Source organism: Roseovarius mucosus, assembly GCF_002080415.1.
Taxonomy (GTDB): Bacteria; Pseudomonadota; Alphaproteobacteria; order Rhodobacterales; family Rhodobacteraceae; genus Roseovarius; species Roseovarius mucosus_A.
On sequence record NZ_CP020474.1, the window covers coordinates 2,338,582 to 2,358,232 of the forward strand.

Here is a 19,651-nt window from a genome sequence, read left to right on the forward strand (position 1 = left end):
TCAATGCGCGAAAATGTCGATCTCGGGCCAACCCGCCAGATCGAGCAGCGCCCGCTGCGGCAGAAAATCGAAACAGGCCTGTGCCAGTTCCATCCGGCCCTCGCGGATCAGCCGCGCGTTCAGCTCGTCGCGCAGGCGATGCAGATAGAGCACGTCCGAGGCGGCATAGTCGAGCTGTGCGGCACTCAGGCTATCGGCGCCCCAGTCAGAGCTTTGCTGCTGCTTGGAGATGTCGATGTTCAACAACTCCTGCAACAGATATTTAAGGCCATGCCGATCCGTATAGGTCCGGATCAATTTCGAGGCGATCTTGGTGCAATAGACGGGGGCCGCCAACGCGCCAAAGGCGTTCTGCATGGCAGCAATGTCAAACCGTCCGAAATGAAAAAGCTTGAGGACATCGGGATTTTCCAGCAACCGCGCCAGATTGGGTGCGGTTGTCTGCCCCTTGGAAACCTGCACCAGATGCGCATGGCCATCCCCGCCTGAGAGCTGCACGACACAGAGCCGGTCCCGATGCGGGTGCAGTCCCATGGTCTCGCAATCAATCGCCACCACAGGGCCAAGGTCCAGCCCATCGGGCAGGTCGTTCTGATAGAGATGGTTTGCCATTGGAAATCCTTGTGGCCGGTGCGATCCGGGGCCGTGAAATTGGGCGAATTGCGTTTTGATTAGGCGCTTTCGTTCGGTCTCTCAACCCAGATTTAGGTCTGCGACCACAGGAAAACCAGTATCGCCCCGGTCTTTGCGCTGCGAACCGGGCTTGCGGTCGCTTCTGCGCTCGGCCACAAAGTCGGCAAAAGGAAAGAGGAGCCCGCCCGTGACCGTGACCCAACAAAGCCAGAATCGCGCCGCTGATTACCTTGCACGGCGTCTTTACGAGGCAGGATGCCGCCACGCCTTTGGCATGCCGGGCGGTGAGGTTCTGACCGTGATGGATGCACTGGCGCGTGCGGGTATCGAGGTAACGCTGGCGCGGCACGAAAACGCCGCCGCCTTCATGGCCGAAGGTGTCTGGCACCGCACTGGCGCGCCCGGCATCCTGATTGCCACGCTGGGGCCGGGGGTTTTGAACGGCGTCAATGCCATCGCCAACGCGCATCAGGACCGTGTGCCGCTGATTGTGATTTCCGGCTGTGTCGATGCCGATGAGGCGCTGACCTATACCCATCAGATTCTTGATCATGAGGCGGTGCTGGCGCCGATCACCAAGGCCACTTTTCGCCTGACTGCGCAGGGGGCCGATATCATCGCCGACAAGGCCATCGGCATCGCCACCGAAGGCCGCCCCGGCCCGGTGCATATCGACGTGCCGATTTCAGTGGCGGATATGCGCGTGACCCCGCCGCGCCTGCGCCGCCGCCCCGATGCCGTGCTGATGCAGCCCGCAGCCCCTGAAGCGGCGCGCGACTGGCTGGCGGCGGCAGAGCGCCCGGTGATGATCGTAGGCCTAGATGCGGTCAATGAGGGGGCAAGCGCGGCAATACGTGAGACCGCCGAACGCTTGAATATCCCGGTCATCACCACGTACAAGGCCAAGGGGATCATCCCCGAAACCCACCCGCTTTGCTTGGGTGGTGCGGGCCTTTCACCGCTGGCCGATGGTATCCTCGTGCCGATCGTGCAAGAGGCCGATCTGATCCTCTGTGTGGGCTACGACCCTATTGAGATGCGCCCCGGCTGGCGCGAGATCTGGGACCCTGCCGAGGTCAAGGTGATCGACATCGCCGCCGTCCCCAATGACCAATATATGCATCAGGCGACAATGAATATCGTCGGGGCCTGCGCGCCCTCTCTTGCGGCCATCACCGAGGGCGTCAGCCCCCGTGCGACGTGGACGGGGGGGCAGGTGGCCGCAGCCCGTGCCGCGCTGGCGGGTGCCTTTCCAACGGATGACGAATGGGGGGCCGCCGGTGTCATCGCCGAGGCGCGCGCCGTGCTGCCGCAGGATACCATCGCCACCGTCGATAGCGGCGCGCATCGCATCCTCCTCTCGCAGATGTGGACAAGCTACATCCCCCGCGCGCTGCTGCAATCCACCGCGCTTTGCACCATGGGCTGTGCCGTGCCGCTGGCGATGGGTGCGAAACTCGCCACGCCCGATGTCCCCGTCGTCAGCTTTTCCGGCGATGCCGGGTTCCTCATGGTCGCGGGCGAACTCTCGACTGTTGCCGAACTCAAGCTGCCGGTGATCTTTGTCGTCTTTGTCGATGCGAGCCTTGCGCTGATTGAAAAGAAACAGCGCGAGCGGCAGATGGTCAATCTTGCCGTGGATTTCGGCCATCACGATTTCGCCGCCATTGGGCGTGCCTTTGGCGGCCATGGCGTGCGCGTGACCAACCGCGCCGAATTGCGCGCCGCCCTCTTGGCTGCGCAAGAGGCTGACACCTTTACCGTCATCGCCGCCGAAATCGACCGCGGCTCGTATGATAACCGTATCTAAGGAGCTGCCCATGCCCGGCCCATTGGATGGTCTCGTTGTCCTCGACCTCAGCCGTATTCTGGCGGGTCCTACTTGCACGCAGCTTTTGGGGGATCTGGGGGCCGAGGTGATCAAGATCGAAAGTCTTGAGGGCGACGATACCCGCCAATGGGGCCCGCCCTTTGCCTTGGATGCCGATGGCACTCCCACCGATCTTTCGGCCTATTTCATGTCGTCCAACCGAAACAAGAAATCCGTGGCGGTGGATCTGACCGATCCAGAGGTGCAGCACCTTTTGCATGCTCTGGCCGCCCGCGCCGATGTGGTGATCGAGAATTTCAAACCCGGTGGCCTGCGCAAATACGGTCTCGACCACGAAACGCTTTGTGCCGCCTATCCGGGCCTTGTCTATTGCTCGATTTCCGGCTTTGGCCAGACTGGCCCCAACCGCGACAAGCCCGGTTATGACCTTATGGCGCAGGGCTATGGCGGCATCATGTCAATCACCGGCGAGGCGGCTGGCGAGCCTATGAAAGTGGGCGTGGGCGTCGCCGATGTGGTGTGCGGGCTTTATGCCGCGACCGGCATTCTGGCGGCGCTGCGCCACCGCGACGCGACGGGCGAGGGGCAGCATATCGACATTGCTCTGGTCGATGCCACGATGGCGTGGCTGGTCAATCAGGGGCTGAATTACCTCACCTCTGGCGTTTCGCCCACCCGCGCGGGCAATGCGCATCCCAATATCGTGCCCTATCAGGTCTTTGCCACCGCTGATGGCCATGTGATCGTGGCCGTGGGCAATGACAGCCAATATGCCCGGTTTTGTGATTATTTGGGGCAACCGGATTGGGCCACTGATCCGCGCTATGCCACGAATACCGCCCGCCTTGCGCAGCGCGACACCCTCGTGCCGATGATCGCCGAGGTGTTGGCAACCCGCACCACTGCGCATGTGATCGCGGGGCTAGAGGCGCGCAAGGTGCCAGTGGGGCCGGTCAACACCATTGGTCAGGCGCTGGAAACCGAACAGGCGCAGGCGCGCGGCATGACGATCACTATGCCCGCACCACATACCGCCAAGCGCGATGTGCGCCTCATCGGCAACCCGCTCAAATTCTCGCGCACGCCGGTCAGCTATCGCAGCGCGCCGCCCACCACCGGGGCCGATACCGACGCGGTGCTGGGGCCGCTCAAAAAGGGATTGTAATCGCATTTTCGCCGCCCGTGTCGCGGCAGGACTCGTGGCCCGATACACCTTTACACAACCAAGAATGCAGGCGGCACTGCGCCGCTTGCACCCACAGTGGTCTTTCTTTTTAGTCGACAAAATCGGGGGTGATCTTGGCGCGCTTGCAACCGAATTGGACGGCGTTTTCAAAACTGTCGCCGAATCCGCCATCGCTGAATGATTTTGAGGCGGCGCGGCCGCTCGCAATCTACGCCTAAGCGAAATTGCGCCTATTTTCCGGTGTATTACACCCTGCGCCCTGCCACTCACCTGTCACAATCGTTAAACTGAAGATAACGAGTTGGTGAGTAAGGCGGTGCATGTGTTGCTGCTTTCATATTTGCCGGGATAGCTGTGATAAAAGCTAGGAAAAGGATTTCGGGTCATGCGTGCAGATCAATTCGGGTATGAGTTGACCATATCCTCCCCCACCGTCGCCGAGGCGTGGGACAAGATGGTATTGGCCTTTCTCGCCCATTCCGCGAAGACCCCAGACCACCTAGGCACAGTCCTTAGCCAAGAGCCGGATTTTGCCATGGCCCATGCCACCAAGGGGCTGTTTTTCCTGATGCTTGGGCGGCGCGAATTTAATGAGACGGCGCAACAGGCGCATAGCATCGCCACGGATGCCGCCCTGCGCACGGCACCCACGGCGCGTGAGGCGGGTTATGTCCGCGCTTTGGGCGCGTGGCTTGATGGGCATCTTTCTGAAACCGTGCGCGAGATGGAGGCGATTCTTACCCGCTGGCCCGAAGATGCGCTGGCGATGAAGATCAGCCATGCCACACGCTTCATCCTTGGCGATGGTAAAGGCATGCGCGCCTCGATCGAGGCGCTCTTGCCGACCTATGACGCCAAGAACCCGGCACGCGGCTATCTCTTTGGCTGTCACGCTTTCTCGCTTGAGGAAACCGGCGATTATGCCCGTGCCGAGACGGCTGGTCGGCTCGGCCTCAGTCTCTCGCCCGATGATGCTTGGGGTCTGCATGCAGTGGCGCATGTGTTCGACATGACGGCCAATTCGCGCGCCGGGCTTAGCTGGCTTGAGGGGCGCGAACACGCTTGGGCGCATTGCAACAATTTCCGCTATCATGTGTGGTGGCACAAGGCGCTGATGCATCTCGACCAAGGCGAGATCGACGCTGTGTTCGACCTGTATGAAACAGAAATTCGCCGCAACAAGACCGATGATTTCCGTGACATTTCCAACGCGACCTCGCTCTTGATGCGATTGGAGCTTGAGGGGCATGACGTGGCGAACCGCTGGGAAGAATTGGCCGATATCTCTGAGCGGCGGAGCGAAGATGGCTGCCTGCTCTTTGCCGACCTGCATTATCTTTTGGCGCTGATTGGTGACAACCGGGACATGGCCGCCAAACGCATGCTTGGACGGATGCACCGCGATGCCAAACAGACAAACGCGGGCGAACTCATGGCGCGTGTGGCCAATCCCGGCCTTTCGGCGGCCACCGGGCTCGAGGCTTTTGGTGAAGGGGATTACAAGACAGCGTTTCTTAACCTTGGCCGGGCGCGGCGCTCTATGCAACTGGCCGGTGGCAGCCACGCCCAACGCGATGTGTTCGAGCGCCTGACGATTGACGCCGCTATTCGCAGCGGCTTCCTAGACGAGGCCGAAAATATATTGCAAGAGCGCACCACGCAGCGCGCAGGCCGTCTTGATTCCTATGCCAACACCCGATTGGAACTTATCTCACGGTCGCGCGTTGACTGGACTGACGCTGACCGTTTGCCAGCGGAATAGGCGCGGACAAATTCACGAAAAGGAGTCGGCACCGGTATGACGAGTGTTGCAGATCCGTCTATGACGCATGGGCGCGTTACAAATGCGGCCGCCAAGCCGGTCGCAAGCACGCGCGACATCCGGCTGGATTTCTTTCGCGGCATTGCGATGTTCATCATCCTGTGTGCCCATACCCCAAGCAACTTTTTCACAAGCTGGATTCCCGCGCGCTGGGGCTTTTCGGATGCGACCGAGATCTTTGTGTTCTGCTCCGGCATGGCCTCGGCCATCGCCTTTGGCCGCACCTTTGACCGGGCGGGATGGACCTTGGGCACCGGGCGCGTGGGCTACCGCGTCTGGCAGGTCTATTGGGCGCATATCGGCATGTTTGTTGTCATCGCAACCATGCTGGCGGCCTTTGACGTGTGGGGCGACTTTGGAAAAAGCTACATCAGCTCGCTGAACTTGCAGCATTTCTTCGAGAACCCAGCACCGCAATTGGTGGGGCTGCTTACGCTTAGCTATGTGCCCAACTATTTCGACATCCTGCCGATGTATCTGGTGATCCTCGCCATGATGCCCATCATCATGGCACTCAGCCGCATCAGTCTCTGGGCGGTGGCAGCGGCGATGGGCCTGACCTGGCTCATGGCGCAGGAATTCCTGCTCGACTCATTGGGCTTGGGTCAATGGCATGTGGCCTTTTCGGCAGAGCCGTGGTCCAACCGCGAGTGGTTCTTTAACCCGTTCGGCTGGCAGTTGATCTTTTTCACCGGCTTTGCCTTTATGCGCGGCTGGCTGCCCAAGCCGCCGGTCAACCGGGTTTTGATCGGTATCGCAGCGGCGCTTGTGATCGCGAATATCCCACTTTCCAACATTGGCGTGCGCGAATTTGGCTTTGACTGGGCCCGCGACTGGCGCGGCGCCAATAGCTGGCTCTTCAACAAATCCGATTTCGGTATCCTGCGCTACATTCATTTTCTGGCGCTTGCATATCTGTGCTGGGCAGCGGCCGGAGAAGGTGGTATGCGCCTGCGCGCCACTGGCACTGGCATCATCTCATATGTGTGGGGAGTTCTGCTCAAAATGATTCTGAAGGTCGGGCAGCAATCGCTGGCGGTCTTCGTCTTCTCCATGGTGTTTGCTCGGTTTTCGGGCTTTGTCATGGACCAGATCGGACGCAATACTTGGAACATGACGGTTGCGAATTTCGTAGGATTCGCGGCGTTGATCGCGGTGGCTTACATCGCGGGCTGGTTTAAATCTCATCCATGGCGGGTCGCGAAATGATCCGGCGTGATGTTCTCAAATCCATGGCAGCTCTCGCGCTCTGGCCCGGCATGGTCCGTGCCGAGGATGGCGTGGCCTTTTCCGAAGAGGCGCTGCACGAACTGGCGCGGCAGATCGCGGCCAATCCCTATGCAGAGCGGCCCTTCGTGCCCGATGCCTGGCGTGACCTGACCTATGACCAGTATCGCGGAATCCGGTATAACACCGATAGGGCAATCTGGGCGGGCACCGACACCACGCTTGAATTCGATATGTTTCCGCCGGGCCTCTATTTCCCGCATGCGGTCGAAGTGAACATGGTCGAGAATGGCGTCGCCCGCAAACTGCCGTTCGATTTCGCGCTCTATGACCTGCATGAAATCGTGCCGGAACTGCCAGTCGATGACGCACTGGGCTATTCGGGTATTCGCCTGCGTGCAGAGATCGAAAAGCCGGGCTTTTTTCAGGAATATGCCGTTTTTCAAGGTGCCAGCTATTTCCGCGTGATTGCGCGCGATTTGGCTTACGGTCTTTCGGCGCGCGGTCTGGCGCTGAATACCGCCTCGCCCGATGGCGAGGAATTCCCGGATTTCACCCGCTTCTGGATCGAGAAACCAGCACCCGGCGTCACCGAGCACAAGGTCCACGCCCTGCTCGAGAGTCCCTCTGTCACCGGCATCTACCACTTTACCCTGCGCCCCAGCGGCACCAAGACCGAGGTCGATGTGCGGTGCACCCTTTGGCCGCGCACGGAGCTTGCGAATGTCGGCATCGCGCCGCTGACCTCGATGTTCTACTTCGATGAAACCAACCGCGGCCGTTTCGATGATTTCCGCCCCGCCGTGCATGACAGTGATGGGCTTAGCATCCATAACGGCAATGGCGAATTGATCTGGCGGCCTTTGGCCAACCCGACCTTTATCCAGATTTCCAGTTTTGGGGATGAGAACCCGCGCGGCTTTGGATTGGCTCAGCGCGAACGGGCCTTTTCCAACTTCGAGGATCTCGAAGCGCATTACCACGAACGTCCCAGTCTCTGGATCACACCCGGAGAGCATTGGGGGCAGGGCGCGGTGACGCTTGTTGAAATTCCCACGGACAAGGAAATCTACGATAACATCGTCGTGTACTGGCGACCCCGCACGCCACTTGCCGAAGGGTCCGAACATGCGTTCTCTTACCGCATGACCTGGACTGACCAGATTGAATCGGCCAAGCCGGTGACGCCTGTGCTCAACACCCGTCTGGGCAAGGGCTTTGCTCAGAATGAACACAAGGTCGTGGTCATCGACTTTGCCCCGCACCCCGCCTTGCCTGAGGATTACGAAGAGCTGGTGGCCTATGTGCATGCCAGCACGTTCGAAACCTCAGTCCCGCAAATTCAGCGCAATCCCGAAACCGACGGTCCCCGGCTTGTGTTTTCTTTTGATCCCGCAGAGGTGATGGCGTCCGAAATGCGCGCGCAACTCTATCACCAAGGACAAGCTGTGTCCGAAGTCTGGCTCTACCGATGGACCGTTTGACACCCTTTCCCGGTTCTGGGCTGATGCCCGCGCCCGCGCCTCTGGCCCATCCGGTCCAAAGCCTGCGCCACCCCTATCGTGATCCCAATGCGCCGCTCTGGCAGCCCTCTGCCGTGTTCCAGTGGCGGCGTTTGGCGGCCTTTCTGCCTGCCGTGATCACCACGGGCGTTCTGGCTTGGGCGTTTGGCGATTGGTTGTCCACCAACGGAATTTGGTGGCTGGAATGGGTGCTGCTGGCCTTTGTGGTTGCCACCTTCTTTTGGATCGCTCTGGCGATGGGTACGGCCACGCTTGGCCTTGCTGTCCACCGCAAACAGAAACGTGCGCGCGCGGGGGTTATGCCAGAGCCGATGCGCGTGGCGCTGCTCGTGCCGATCTACAACGAGGATACCGCCGAGGTTTTCGGCAATGCCAGTGCCATGATGAGCGCCCTGCGCGTGGCGCGCAGTGCCCATCGGTTCGAGCTGTTTATCCTGTCCGATACACAGGACAGTGACATCGCCATGGCCGAACAGCGCGCCTATGCCACGCTGCGCGCGACCATGCCGCCCGATGCGCCCGTCTGGTATCGCCGGCGGGTGCAAAACACAGAACGCAAGGTCGGCAATATTGCGCAATGGCTGGAAAACTGGGGTGGCGCCTATGAGGCCATGCTCGTGCTCGATGCCGACAGCCTGATGAGCCCCGAGGCGGTGATCGCACTTTCCGACGAGATGTCTCTTGATCCCACGGCGGGCCTCATTCAATCGGCGCCGCTGGTGGTGGGCTCGGATACGCTCTTTGGCCGGATGCAGCAATTCTCGGCCTCGGTCTATGGCACGCTCCTGTCTCAGGGGTTGGCGGGGTGGACCGGGTCCGAGGGGAACTACTGGGGCCATAACGCCATCCTGCGCACCCGCGCCTTTGCCGATTGCGCGGGCCTGCCACGTATGCCGTCGCTCCGGGGCAAGGGCGGGCTGATCCTCAGCCACGATTTCGTCGAGGCCGGTCTTTTGCGCCGCGCCGGGTGGGCGGTGCGGTTCATTCCCACCATCCCCGGCAGCTTTGAAGAGCCGCCCGCCACCTTGATCGACTATGCGTTGCGCGACCGCCGCTGGTGCCATGGCAACCTGCAACACCTCAGCCTTTTGGCCACGCGCGGCCTGCATCCGGTGTCCCGCTTCCACCTGTTTCATGGCGCGATGAGCTATCTCTTGTCGCCAGCTTGGTTTGGACTGCTGGTGATCTGGGCGATCCTGGGCAATGGGCAGGACAGCGTCATCACCTATTTCTCAATGGAAAACCCGCTCTATCCGGTGTGGCCAGAAATGAGCCGCGTCAGCTCTGTGCTGATCCTGCTTTTCATGTATGGCATGTTGCTTGCCCCCAAACTGTTGGGCGCGCTGGCGCTTGGCCTTGAGGACCGGCATATGCACCGCTATGGCGGGGGCGCGCGCTTTGCGGTCTCGCTTGTGGCTGAGGTGCTGCTGTCGATCCTCTTCTCGCCGATCATGATGGTGCAGCAGGTGGTTGCCGTGTTGCGGACAGCCATCGGAATTCGCCCGACTTGGTCGCCACAGGCGCGCAAGGGCGGCGATTACAGCCCCCGCACCGTGCTTAAGTTCCACGCGCTGGAAACCGTCAGCGGTGCGCTCTTGGCGCTGGGCATGATGGCTGGGGTGGTGTCTCTCTGGCTCTTGCCGATTGCGATCAGCTTGGTCGCGGCGGTGCCGCTTTCGATGATTTCGGGTCTGCGGCTGGATCAGCGGCGCGGCCTTGCCTCGCTCATGGCAACGCCCGAGATGGTAGACACACCGCCCATCCTGCAACTTGCGCGCAATCATCGCATGATGTTTCGCCTGCCCGAAAGCCCGCCAATCGCAGCAGAATAACGCTGCGCTATTGGTTGGGCCCCGCCAGCGCCTCGAACCAGTCAAGCGCCAGCGTGCTCCAACCCTTTGGTACGCCATGCCCCCCGTCGAATAGCGCGAATTGCAGCGCTGCGCCGGGGGCGCATCGTGTCCAGGCGCGGCGCATAAAGCCGTCTACTGTCTCGAACCAGTCGGCGCGGTGAGCCTCGCAACCATTGGCCGCGCGCCACAGGCTCATGGCGTGAAACACATCGCCTTGCGCAAAATCGCGCCCAGCAACCTGACGGATCACGCGCCCTTCGAGCGGCACCACCTCATCCCGCCAGCCATGCGTATGCAAAAGCCGAACAGCTCCGGCGCAGCCCGTAGGATGTGGCCGCCAAAAGCTGCCAGACACCGGGGCATAGGCGCTGAATGCCTTTGGCGTAGCGCAGGCGATATAGCTCGCAAGCGATCCACCGATAGAGAACCCCGCCAAGAGGCTGCGCTTTGGGTCAACGTCAAACCGGGCGGCGGCATCCTGCATCACCTCGTGCAGAAACGCGGCCTCATCCCGTTGCCCCGGAAAATCCGGGTGGAAATTCCAACTTGGTCGATCCCGCCCCGGTCTGACCAGCCCATTGGGCGCGATATAGGCATAGCCTCGCGCGGTCGCTTCCCGCGCTGTCTCGCCTGCGACCATCGGCCCACCGCGCCCACCATGCCCGTGCAGAAAAACCAGCACCGGATACGGTCCCGGCCCTTCGGGCAAAGCAATGTGATAGCTGCCCGTCGCTGTCTCGCAGGGCGTGTCTGGATCGCCGCAAATAGGGGCGGCCTGAAGCGGCCCGGCAAAACACAGGCAGAGCACAAGAGCAGAAGCGAGGCGCATCAAAGGCTCCGATCAGGGGTTGAAAGCCCGCAAGCTTCCCACAATCTGGCGCTCTTGCACAGGGCACCTGCGTCACCCTTGCGTGAGGTCCAGCCGCATCACGCCCAATCGCCAAAGCCAAAGGTCAAGTAGTCGCGCAGATAGGCGTCGCGCGTTAGCGCCTCGATCTCGGCATCGTAAATCTCGGCCAGCGGGAATGGCCCGGTTTCCGGCGCGGGCAAGGGCGCGGGGGCCTTGGAATAGCCCACCTGCCGTGCAAGCGCGGTCAGATACCCCGCCATTTCATTTTCCCGTACCACCATGTCGGGCGGGGCGAACTCGGCCAACCCTTCCAGCACAGCGGCTTGCGTTGCCCAATGCGCATCCATCCTGATCCCTGTCTGCCCCGCCAGATTGGCCTTGAGGAACCGCAGAAAGGCGGCAAAAGCCTGCCTGTGCGCGTCGCGATCATAGCTTTCGTCCAATTCCCCTTGGGGGATCGGCAGTTTGTGGAAATTGCGCAATGTGCGGCGGATGTCGCGATAACATCCCGGCCCTTTGATCAGGATTTTGTCGCAAAAGGCGGCATGTGCCCGCGCCACCGGATGCCGCAGCACGGTAAAGCGCCGATGCCCCCCCTTGCGCCGCATCCATTGCCGCAATGCCTTTTGATTGAGCTTCGTTGGCAATGTCTCGACCGGCACAGCGTCAAGCGCTGCCAGCCATGCGCAGACTTCGGCCTCGGGGCCGGACCGCACCGGCATGTAGAGCAGGGGCGCACGCGCCCCGCTCACGAAACCGGGCACAGCCGCGCCGCGGCGTGGCTCGAAATTGGGCGTGCGCGTCAGGTTGAACGGGTCCAACCCCGCCAGCGCCCGCTCCATCTCGGCGAAATTCTCGACCTTGCTTTCCAGCGGCTCTGGGTTCTGCTTTTTGAGCGAAGCATCCAGCGCCTCGAGCCGCGCGTCGCAGCCCAGATAGCGCGCCAGCCCGTTCATCACCTCAAGGCTCTGCAAATCCTCATAAGCGAGGTAAAACCCCGTCTGGCCCGCCGCTTGTAACCGGTTGAGCAAGAAAACCTGAAACGCCTGCAATCGCCCGACATGCAGCTCGAACTCAGCCGGATCAAAGGTGATCTTGCTGTCGCGACGCCGTTTGACATTGGTCAGCTTCCATTGCCCCGTCGCCTGCGCGATTTTCCACGATACATAGCTCTCAACCGGATTGCGCGTCAGGATGATCTTGGCACAGCGCGGATCATCCAGCATCAGGTCCAGAATCCGCGGGTCGTGATCATGGAAATAGCGAAACCCGCCGATCCCCCGTGACTGTCCCTTGACCGCCCCGATCAGACGCTCTGGCACCTCGTCGCGCTCGGCCTGTGTCAGCCCTAGCATCTCGGTCTTGTTGGGATAGCCTATGAAATGTGGGTTGAACGCCTCGCCATGGCATTCAATTCCGTCAAAGGCATTCAGGTTGGTTTCCAGAAAATTGGAGCCGGTGCGCATTTCCGCGAACACCACGAAGTAATCAAAATTGCCTGTCATTCGGCCTTATCGCACAAGATAGGGTTTGCGGGGACTGCTCTGTGGTTCGTTCATACCCTGCTCTACCGGGAAATCTCCCATCACATAGGGATGCATCCCCTGATTCTTGAGGTTCTGCAGGAACTGACCAAAGCCGGTCAAATCGGCCATGCGCGGCACTTCGGCCAAACCGCGCAGGTTCTGCTGGCCGATTTCGTCGATGATGGTCTGCAACGGCTCCATCGGGGCCTCGATGAATTCGGCCATGGTCCAGATACGCACCCGCGCCTTGATCCATTGCGAGCGTAGAACCTCCAGATGCTTGCTTTCGACCCGCTGCAACTGCGCCGCTTCGCGCCGGATATCCGAGAAATTGGCATTGGATTTAAAGAGCGGTACGGCCCAAGCTCCTGAAATCACAGAAACCTGTGCATTGGGATCGCGGACAATATCCCACTCGATATCTGTCAGCACGTCGCGCGGCCCCATCTGAAAACACTGCCGCTCGCCGCGCGTGTTCCAGATCAGATTGGCCAGAAAGGCGCGGGGGTTGTAATCGCGCAGCGCAGCACTGTCCGACAGCGCCCCATTCATCACCGTTTGCCCATCCGAAAACTCGGCCCGCTCGGGCGCAAAGAGATGGCCATGCACCCGCATGCCCGTCATCCGCGCCAGCCAAGGCTCGAAATTCTCAAAGAGATCGCTGAAGCCCTCAAACACCGAATAGGGTGCGCAGGTCAGCCCGTTTTCGCGACCCTCCACCGGAAACCGGCTTTGCATATAGAGGCCCGGACGGCCGCGCGTGCGCCGCTCCACCGCCTTGGCGAAAATGCGGTCAATCTTGCCGGGGTTCGGTTCTGTGCGCTTCATCGCACTGGCCTGATCGGTCAAGAACGCCTCATAAAGACGATCGGCAAAGGGCCAGATTTTGCGCGCCACGAAACAGTCAGAGCGCCGCAAGAGTTGCAGGTGATCATCATAGAAAATATGCGGCTTGCCCTGATAGTCGAATTTCGACAGCGTCAGCGACCGGCTCTCGATCTGGCGGGAATACTGTCGTGCCAGCGTCTGAAAATAGCTTTCGTCAGGTATCCAGACTTTGGAAAAATAGCGGTCATAGACGCTGCGCTCGGGGTCTTCCAGAATGGCCGAGAGCGTTTGCCGTGTCAGGCACCACCACTGGCTGCCCATATGGGGCACGATACCGTTGGGGATGCGCCGCTTGAACCGCACCAGCCGTTGCAGGGCCACGTATTTATCAAAGAGATAGCGGTTCTTGCGCCAAGAGAACGGAAACCGCAGCGTGAACCGCTCCTGATCCAGTCCGCCGATGGTCCAAGGTACATCTGCGGTCGTCGCGCTTTCGATGAAATCGGTATGTGGCCGCTTGCCCAGATAGTCGATCAACTCCTGCACCGGGCGCAGCGGCAGACATGAGCCAGAGGCCAGATAGACATGCCGCACGTCCTTGAAATCGCGCAGCATAATCTCAGACGCCCCTTGGGTGGCGGCCACTAGCCCCCATGTGCCCCATTCACAGCGATGGCGCGGCGCAAAGCGCACATCGCTCATGTCTGACAGCGCCTGCACAAAGGCGTTATAGGTCTTGCGCGGCACTGCCTTGTCGACATGGATCACCAGCGGACAGCCAGACGCCGCCCAATGGCGCGCCACCTGTTCGGCGCGACCAAAGGCCGTGTGAACCAGCATGATGATGCCGACGCTCATTCTGTCCCTGTATCTTTCCTCGCGCTCATGCCCAGTTCCCTTTGGACATTAACCCGAGAATTTCTAATTGCCGCCAGTTTATATATTTTTCTGACCATTTGCACCAAAGTTCGGGATTGTCCTTCACGATCTCTGCATAGGCTTTGTATTCGACGCTGCCGGAATAATGCTGGCGGCGGGTCAGTTCCTCTGCGGCCTTGACGGTAAAGGTATCCAGAAACTTGGCATGAAGCAGGATGCCGCTCGCCTTTTCTCCGCCCCACTCGTCATAGGTCAGGTTCAAACCGCGCGGCAGGATCATATGGGTCGAGCTTTCATAGGCATAGCGCCGGTCCCATCGTACCAGCGGCGTCTTGTTCAGCGCTGGTGCTTTTTTGGGGTTGTCCGGGAAAAATACCCGCGCCCGTGGCCCACCCTGAATCCAGAGATTGCCATAAAACTTGTTCTTCTCGATGATATAATTGCCCGGATCGAACCACGCGGCAATTTCCATCGGGTTTTGCCCCGGCTGGTAAGGCACCGCATCAATCCTGCCCTTGGGATACATATCCAGCAGCATCGCGCCAAAGGATTTCACCTGAGAGGTGTCCAACCAGTCGGTCAGCGCGCGAATGGGCCGCGTGTCGCAGAACGGGTAGATAAAGAATTCGTCCGGATCGACCACAAGCGTCCAATGGCCATGGCCATATTTTCCTTGCAGCCAGTTAAGCCAATCCACCCCGAACCGGGCGCGCTTGTAGCTCGACTTGGTGGACCAAAGTGACACATCCTCTTGCGCGGCCAGATACTCTGCGCCGCCGTCGGTGCTGTCATTATCGACGATCAGGAAATGCGAAATCCCCAACTCGCGGTAATACCGTAGGAAATAGGGTAGGCGGATATGCTCGTCGCGCATGGTCGAGAACAACAGCACATCGCCCGGTTTGATCCGGTCGGTGCGGTTGATGACCGGAGTGAGCGAGAAATGCTTGCGAAACGCGCGAATCTTCGCCCGTTTGCGCCGCAGTCGCATCCGATATGATTGCCATGCCCCCAAAAAATCACGTCCTGTTGCCTGCCCGAAGTGGCGTCAAACTATTCTCCAAGATTTAATACGAGCTTTTGAGAAACAATCTTAGCTAAAAATATAATTTGTTGACGCAAAAATGATCAAATTGCGCCCCTCACGGGCGCAAACTTACTTGGGCGACCGCTTGGCGAGGATACGTTGCAAGGTGCGGCGATGCATGTTGAGGCGGCGCGCCGTCTCGCTCACGTTACGATCACACAGCTCATATACACGCTGGATATGTTCCCACCGCACCCGATCTGCGCTCATCGGGTTTTCGGGCGGTGGCGGCAGGTCTGCACCAGTGGCCAAGAGGGCATTGGTGATGTCGGTGGCATCCGCAGGCTTGGACAGGTAATCCGTGGCTCCGATCTTGACCGCCGCCACAGCGGTGGCAATCGCGCCGTATCCCGTCAGCACAACGATCCGGCTATCGGGCCGTTTTTCCCGGATCACCTCGACCACGTCGAGCCCGTTGCCATCCTCTAGCCTCAGGTCGCACACGGCATAGGCAGGGGGGCGTGCCGTGGCAATCGCGCGCCCGGCTGCGACCGATCCGGCGGTTTCAACCTCGAACCCGCGCTTTTCCATCGCCTTGGCCAAACGTTTCAGAAACGCTTCGTCATCATCGACAAGCAGAAGCGACCTGTCTTCGCCGATATCCTGAACCTCGTCAGTCATGCCGTTCCTCCCGCTCTGCCGTCCTGACACAGGTTCTAGCCCGCAGCCTGACCTCCGTCAAACAAACGCGCTATTCTAACGAGCGTCAAGAAAACACTGAACACGATCAGCTATTTGCTCTGCGGTCGCGTCTCGACGGAAAAACTCGACAAAGCCATGCTCGGGCAGTGTCAGATAGGTCATCGTGGAATGGTCCACGAGATAGAAATCTTCCTCGCCCTCGGTCGGCTGATGCGCCTGAAAAAACGTGCGATAGGCCTTCGAGGCGGCGCGCACCTGTTCTTCGCTACCGGTCAGACCCAAGAGGCGGGGATGCACATAATCTGTGTATTCGGCCATCACCTCGGGCGTATCGCGGTTGGGATCGACCGAGATGAACACCGGCTTGACCATGAGGCCCCGCTCCTCCAGCAGATCAACCGCCTCGGCATTGCGCGTATTGTCGAGCGGGCAGACATCTGGACAGAACGTATAGCCAAAATAGATCAGCGACGGCTGGTCGATCACCTCCTTGTCGGTCACGGTCTCTCCGGTCTCGCTGACAAGGGTGAATTCCCCGCCGATCTGCGCCGCGCCCCCGGCAACGCTTGAGGTCCGGCATTGCGCGAACTGGTCTTCTTCGCCCCCCATCATGGTCAGGGCAAAGGTTAGCCCCAGCCCGGCGACAACAGCGAGTGCAGCGGCAATGGCAATCAGGCGGGTCATGGGATGTCCTTGCGTTCGTAGGGGCAGAGTGCGACTTTGCTTATGTATCATCCCACCTCTCGCATGCAATGGGACGCAGGCGCACACATGGTCCATCTTTCGCCCGAACCCTTGAAATCCCGCCAGCGTGGTAACTGGATTCGCCTGCGCACGCTGGTCCTGTTGCGGTGGTGGGCCATCGTGGGGCAGGCCACGGCCCTGATCATCGCCGAGCGGGTTTACCGCCTTGATCTGGAGATTGGCCTTTGCTTTCTGGTGATTGGCGTCTCAATCGCAAGCAATCTTGTCGCCGCCTTCGTTTTTGCCGAGAACAAGCGTCTTTCAGAGCAAGACACCTTTCTGGTCGTGCTTTTTGACATGCTGCAACTCGGGCTTTTGCTCTATCTCACAGGGGGGCTGCACAATCCCTTTTCCATCCTGATCGTGGGGCCGGTCACGGTTTCGGCCTCTGCGCTTTCGGGCCGTTCAACCGCCTTTCTCGGTGCGATGGCGATCATGATCGTGACCTTGCTCATGCAGTTCTACTTGCCGCTGCGGCTTCAGGATGGGTTCGTTTTGGCAATGCCGGATGTGTTCCGCTTTGGAAACTGGGTGGCCATTGTCATCGCGGTGCTGTTTCTCGGGGTTTATTCGCGCTGGATCGTGCAGGAAATGCACGCCATGTCCGACGCTTTGCAAGCCACGCAAATGGCCTTGGCGCGTGAACAGAAACTGACTGATCTGGGGGGGGTGGTGGCGGCCGCCGCGCATGAGCTGGGAACGCCACTGGCGACGATCAAACTGGCCAGTGCCGAATTGGCCGAAGAGCTGACCGATCACCCGGACCTGCGCGAAGATGCGCTCTTGATCGTGCAGCAAACTGACCGCTGCCGCGACATCCTGCGCTCCATGGGCCGCGTGGGCAAGGATGACCTGCACCTGCGCACCGCCCCCCTGACCGCCCTCATCGAAGAGGCGGCAGAGCCGCATGTCGATCGTGGCAAACGGATTCATTTCGACCATGGCGTTGGGGACCTGATCACGCAACCCACCGTGCTGCGCCGCCCCGAGGTGATCCACGGGCTGCGCAACCTGATCCAGAACGCGGTGGATTTCGCCCGTGATAATGTCTGGGTCGAGAGCGGCTGGACCGAAGATGCCATTACCCTGCGGATCATGGATGATGGGCGCGGCTACCCGCCCGACATGCTGGGGCGCATCGGTGATCCCTTTATCCGCCGCCGCGCCCCCGCCAGCGATCCAGAGCGTCCGGCCTATGAGGGCATGGGATTGGGTCTCTTCATCGCCAAGACCCTGCTCGAGCGGTCGGGCGCCGATCTCACCTTTGCCAATGGCTCGGATTCTTTTCGCACGCAGGTCAGCCATGCCGCGCGCACCGGCGCACTGGTCGAGGTGTCATGGCCCCGCGACGCGCTCGAGGCCCCATCCGGTCCGCTCGCCCCCGCCTTGGGTCTCAATCAGCCTTTGCGTGGGTGATCCCGGTCGGCGTTAATGCCCCCTTAACCACTCTGCGCCAGACTTACCCCCGATAACAGCCTGCGGGGGATGCAGATGCCTGAGATGACCGTTTCGGATATCGCCGTGCTCGTGCCGCTGGCCCTTCTCTTGTCGTTGGCGGTTCTTTGGCTGATCGGTGGCCTAAGCCTGCCAGCCCGGCGCGCGCAACCGGTGCCGGGCATACAGGATGCGGCCTTTCTTTTTCGCTATGGTGCACTGCTGGATCACGACGCCAGCAGCCTGTCTCTGCCCGACGCTCTGCCCGATGGATCGCCCGAGGACAGCGATTGGTCCCGTTTCCGCCTATGGATGGGCTTTCGCTTTGGCGATCTGCCGCAAGATCAGGAGAATATGCGCCTAGGCCAAAGCCTGTGCTTGCAGGCCGAGGATGGTGCAAGCCTCACCCTGACCCGACAGGAACACAGCCTGCGCGCCGTGCTGCGTGACACGGTGCCCGCCGACGCTATCACTCGCCATGCCGCAGCGCAGGAGCGTTATGATCTGCTGGCGCGCGCCCTTGCCGCTGAGCATGCGCCGATGCCGGTCTGGATCATGGATGCGGCAGGCACCGTGATCTGGCACAATGACAGTGCCCGCGCAGTGCCGCCCGCCCATGTCTCGCCCCTGACCGCACAGCCCGACATCCCGCCAGAGCTGGGCGAGACCTCTTGTGTCCGGCTCGACCTTGCCGGGGATACGGGGCAGCCGGATCATATCTATGACCTGCATGTGACCCGCACCGCGCTGGGCTGCATCCATCACGCACAGGACATCACCCGCCTCATTCGCGCCGAAACGCTGCAACGCGAGTTTGTCCAGACGCTGAGCAAAACATTTGCCGATCTCACGACCGGCCTTGTGGTCTTTGATCGGGCCAAGACGCTGGCAATCTTTAATCCGGCGCTGACCGATCTTACGGGGTTGCCTGCTGAATTCCTCAGCGCGCGGCCTAGCCTATTTGGATTTTTCGATGCTCTGCGCGACCGGATGGTGATGCCGGAACCCAAAAACTACGCAAGCTGGCGCAGCCAGATCACCGATATGGTCAAAAGCGCCACGGGTGGTCTGTATCACGAGGTTTGGACACTGCCTTCGGGCCAGACCTACCGCGTTACCGGACGGCCCCATCCCGATGGTGCTGTTGCCTTTCTGTTCGAGGATATCTCGCTTGAGGTGTCGACAACCCGCCGCCACCGGCTCCAGATGGACTTGCGTCAATCCGTTATCGACTGCCTGCAAGAGGGGATCGCGGTGCTGGCACAGGATGGCCGCCTGCTCTTTTGCAATACTGCTTTTGGCGAGATGCTGGGCATCGACCCGGATTCGAGCTTTGCCGATATGGGCCTGCATGACGTGATCGCGGCCTGCGCCGCGCGCTACCCCGATCCCGGCCTCTGGCCCGAAGTAGAGGATCGCATTGCCTCCCGGCGTCTGGTTGCGACCCTCCATGATCGCGCCATATCGCCGGGGCAGCCGGGGGCGGATCTTCGGGTTGTGCCCTTGGGGCGGGGTCAATCCATGCTCTGCCTCAAGGATCGCGCCCCCATCGCGGCAGACCGCGTGGATCTGCCCCTGCGCTGAAC

General features: G+C 60.6%; 16 protein-coding genes. 9 read left to right on the forward strand and 7 right to left on the reverse strand.

The window, feature by feature from the left end; genetic code table 11:
• On the reverse strand, nt 1-612 hold the full coding sequence (locus ROSMUCSMR3_RS11215; protein ID WP_008279737.1) for a ribonuclease D: 612 nt from the start codon (nt 610-612) through the stop codon (nt 1-3).
• A gap of 208 nt (nt 613-820) precedes the next feature.
• Here ROSMUCSMR3_RS11215 and ROSMUCSMR3_RS11220 point away from each other — a divergent pair, with 208 nt between their 5' ends.
• From ROSMUCSMR3_RS11220 to mdoH, 7 genes are all read left to right on the forward strand, one after another.
• The gene (locus tag ROSMUCSMR3_RS11220) at nt 821-2,443 is read left to right on the forward strand and encodes a thiamine pyrophosphate-binding protein (protein WP_081507369.1); all 1,623 of its coding nucleotides are present in this window, start codon (nt 821-823) and stop codon (nt 2,441-2,443) included.
• Nucleotides 2,444-2,453: 10 nt separating this feature from the next.
• Nucleotides 2,454-3,629 carry a CaiB/BaiF CoA transferase family protein gene (locus ROSMUCSMR3_RS11225; RefSeq protein WP_081507370.1) on the forward strand — a complete coding sequence of 392 codons (1,176 nt, stop codon included), beginning with the start codon at nt 2,454-2,456 and terminating at the stop codon, nt 3,627-3,629.
• 64 nt (nt 3,630-3,693) lie between these two features.
• On the forward strand, nt 3,694-3,831 hold the full coding sequence (locus ROSMUCSMR3_RS21460; RefSeq protein ID WP_198385514.1) for a hypothetical protein: 138 nt from the start codon (nt 3,694-3,696) through the stop codon (nt 3,829-3,831).
• Between the two features lie 204 nt (nt 3,832-4,035).
• A complete protein-coding gene (locus tag ROSMUCSMR3_RS11230) occupies nt 4,036-5,412 on the forward strand; it encodes a tetratricopeptide repeat protein (RefSeq protein ID WP_081507371.1) in 1,377 nt (458 codons plus the stop codon).
• Nucleotides 5,413-5,448: 36 nt separating this feature from the next.
• Nucleotides 5,449-6,681 carry an OpgC family protein gene (locus ROSMUCSMR3_RS11235; protein ID WP_037296867.1) on the forward strand — a complete coding sequence of 411 codons (1,233 nt, stop codon included), beginning with the start codon at nt 5,449-5,451 and terminating at the stop codon, nt 6,679-6,681.
• The gene (locus ROSMUCSMR3_RS11240) at nt 6,678-8,183 is read left to right on the forward strand and encodes a glucan biosynthesis protein (RefSeq protein ID WP_081507372.1); all 1,506 of its coding nucleotides are present in this window, start codon (nt 6,678-6,680) and stop codon (nt 8,181-8,183) included. Before ROSMUCSMR3_RS11235 ends, ROSMUCSMR3_RS11240 begins: the two co-directional genes overlap by 4 nt.
• Nucleotides 8,171-10,054 (forward strand): glucans biosynthesis glucosyltransferase MdoH, encoded by a 1,884-nt coding sequence (gene mdoH / locus ROSMUCSMR3_RS11245; protein ID WP_198385515.1) that lies wholly within the window; start codon nt 8,171-8,173, stop codon nt 10,052-10,054. The genes ROSMUCSMR3_RS11240 and mdoH overlap by 13 nt, the downstream gene beginning before the upstream one ends.
• Before the next feature lie 7 nt (nt 10,055-10,061).
• On the opposite strand, the gene ROSMUCSMR3_RS11250 is transcribed toward mdoH, so the two are convergent.
• The 6 genes from ROSMUCSMR3_RS11250 to ROSMUCSMR3_RS11275 all read right to left on the reverse strand — a co-directional run bounded on the left by ROSMUCSMR3_RS11250 (nt 10,062) and on the right by ROSMUCSMR3_RS11275 (nt 16,571).
• Nucleotides 10,062-10,904, reverse strand: a complete 843-nt coding sequence (locus ROSMUCSMR3_RS11250; RefSeq protein WP_081507373.1) for an alpha/beta hydrolase family esterase — start codon at nt 10,902-10,904, stop codon at nt 10,062-10,064.
• A gap of 98 nt (nt 10,905-11,002) precedes the next feature.
• On the reverse strand, nt 11,003-12,430 hold the full coding sequence (locus ROSMUCSMR3_RS11255; RefSeq protein WP_081507374.1) for a sulfotransferase family 2 domain-containing protein: 1,428 nt from the start codon (nt 12,428-12,430) through the stop codon (nt 11,003-11,005).
• Nucleotides 12,431-12,436: 6 nt separating this feature from the next.
• A complete protein-coding gene (locus ROSMUCSMR3_RS11260) occupies nt 12,437-14,137 on the reverse strand; it encodes a beta-1,6-N-acetylglucosaminyltransferase (protein ID WP_008279727.1) in 1,701 nt (566 codons plus the stop codon).
• A gap of 25 nt (nt 14,138-14,162) precedes the next feature.
• On the reverse strand, nt 14,163-15,149 hold the full coding sequence (locus ROSMUCSMR3_RS11265) for a glycosyltransferase family 2 protein (RefSeq protein ID WP_008279726.1): 987 nt from the start codon (nt 15,147-15,149) through the stop codon (nt 14,163-14,165).
• Between the two features lie 165 nt (nt 15,150-15,314).
• Complete coding sequence (locus tag ROSMUCSMR3_RS11270; RefSeq protein WP_008279725.1) at nt 15,315-15,866, reverse strand: ActR/PrrA/RegA family redox response regulator transcription factor; 552 nt, start codon at nt 15,864-15,866, stop codon at nt 15,315-15,317.
• A gap of 75 nt (nt 15,867-15,941) precedes the next feature.
• Entirely contained in the window at nt 15,942-16,571 is a 630-nt protein-coding gene (locus ROSMUCSMR3_RS11275) for an SCO family protein (protein ID WP_081507375.1), read from the reverse strand.
• Between the two features lie 87 nt (nt 16,572-16,658).
• Here ROSMUCSMR3_RS11275 and regB point away from each other — a divergent pair, with 87 nt between their 5' ends.
• Together regB and ROSMUCSMR3_RS11285 are read left to right on the forward strand one after the other, a co-directional pair.
• Entirely contained in the window at nt 16,659-18,047 is a 1,389-nt protein-coding gene (gene regB / locus ROSMUCSMR3_RS11280) for a sensor histidine kinase RegB (RefSeq protein ID WP_037297032.1), read from the forward strand.
• Between the two features lie 75 nt (nt 18,048-18,122).
• Nucleotides 18,123-19,649: a PAS-domain containing protein gene (locus ROSMUCSMR3_RS11285; protein ID WP_237183435.1), complete on the forward strand. Its 1,527-nt coding sequence runs from the start codon at nt 18,123-18,125 to the stop codon at nt 19,647-19,649.
• Nucleotides 19,650-19,651 lie beyond the last annotated feature (2 nt).

Bases quoted from the DNA above. Each gene is read 5' to 3' on its own strand.
- ROSMUCSMR3_RS11240 (WP_081507372.1), top strand. From the start codon at position 6,678: ATGATCCGGCGTGATGTTCTCAAATCCATGGCAGCTCTCGCGCTCTGG.
- ROSMUCSMR3_RS21460 (WP_198385514.1), top strand. From the start codon at position 3,694: ATGCAGGCGGCACTGCGCCGCTTGCACCCACAGTGGTCTTTCTTTTTA.
- ROSMUCSMR3_RS11225 (WP_081507370.1), top strand. From the start codon at position 2,454: ATGCCCGGCCCATTGGATGGTCTCGTTGTCCTCGACCTCAGCCGTATT.
- mdoH (WP_198385515.1), top strand. From the start codon at position 8,171: ATGGACCGTTTGACACCCTTTCCCGGTTCTGGGCTGATGCCCGCGCCC.
- ROSMUCSMR3_RS11250 (WP_081507373.1), bottom strand. From the start codon at position 10,904: ATGCGCCTCGCTTCTGCTCTTGTGCTCTGCCTGTGTTTTGCCGGGCCG.
- ROSMUCSMR3_RS11270 (WP_008279725.1), bottom strand. From the start codon at position 15,866: ATGACTGACGAGGTTCAGGATATCGGCGAAGACAGGTCGCTTCTGCTT.
- ROSMUCSMR3_RS11285 (WP_237183435.1), top strand. From the start codon at position 18,123: ATGCCTGAGATGACCGTTTCGGATATCGCCGTGCTCGTGCCGCTGGCC.
- ROSMUCSMR3_RS11265 (WP_008279726.1), bottom strand. From the start codon at position 15,149: ATGCGACTGCGGCGCAAACGGGCGAAGATTCGCGCGTTTCGCAAGCAT.
- ROSMUCSMR3_RS11275 (WP_081507375.1), bottom strand. From the start codon at position 16,571: ATGACCCGCCTGATTGCCATTGCCGCTGCACTCGCTGTTGTCGCCGGG.
- ROSMUCSMR3_RS11230 (WP_081507371.1), top strand. From the start codon at position 4,036: ATGCGTGCAGATCAATTCGGGTATGAGTTGACCATATCCTCCCCCACC.
- ROSMUCSMR3_RS11255 (WP_081507374.1), bottom strand. From the start codon at position 12,430: ATGACAGGCAATTTTGATTACTTCGTGGTGTTCGCGGAAATGCGCACC.
- ROSMUCSMR3_RS11260 (WP_008279727.1), bottom strand. From the start codon at position 14,137: ATGAGCGTCGGCATCATCATGCTGGTTCACACGGCCTTTGGTCGCGCC.
- ROSMUCSMR3_RS11235 (WP_037296867.1), top strand. From the start codon at position 5,449: ATGACGAGTGTTGCAGATCCGTCTATGACGCATGGGCGCGTTACAAAT.
- regB (WP_037297032.1), top strand. From the start codon at position 16,659: ATGGTCCATCTTTCGCCCGAACCCTTGAAATCCCGCCAGCGTGGTAAC.
- ROSMUCSMR3_RS11215 (WP_008279737.1), bottom strand. From the start codon at position 612: ATGGCAAACCATCTCTATCAGAACGACCTGCCCGATGGGCTGGACCTT.